Below are 382 nucleotides of genomic sequence, written 5' to 3' on the forward strand. Positions count from 1 at the left end.
ACCGCTCTGGTTGGCCACCGTGTTCAGGTTCTTCAGCAGCAGCGCGCCGGGGGTGGTGATCCGGGCGTTCTGGTTGTTGAGCGTGCCGTTATTCAGGTCCAGGCTCAGACCGGTAACGCCACTCAACTGGCCCTGAGTGTGCTGGTCCAGGCCGTAAACATTGACGGCCAGGGCCATGGCGCTGGCGATGCGTCCGCCTTCGCTGTTGTTCACTTGGCCGCTGGTCAGGGCCAACGCGTTGCTGCTGCTCAGCACGCCACCTTGATGGTTATCCAGACTGCCGCTGTTGATCACCGCACTGCCGGTGCTCTGGATCTTGCCTGCTTGATGATTGTCCAGTGCACCGAGCGCCATCAGGCCCAAGGTGCCCTGGCTGACGATT

1 protein-coding gene is annotated in these 382 nt (G+C 62.0%); it reads right to left on the reverse strand.

Annotated elements, in window-relative coordinates; genetic code table 11:
* On the reverse strand, positions 1-382 hold a 382-nt coding region (locus NTD87_RS10195; protein ID WP_262113671.1), incomplete at both ends, for a hypothetical protein.

Source organism: Pseudomonas sp. 6D_7.1_Bac1, assembly GCF_025465945.1.
Taxonomy (GTDB): domain Bacteria; phylum Pseudomonadota; class Gammaproteobacteria; order Pseudomonadales; family Pseudomonadaceae; genus Aquipseudomonas.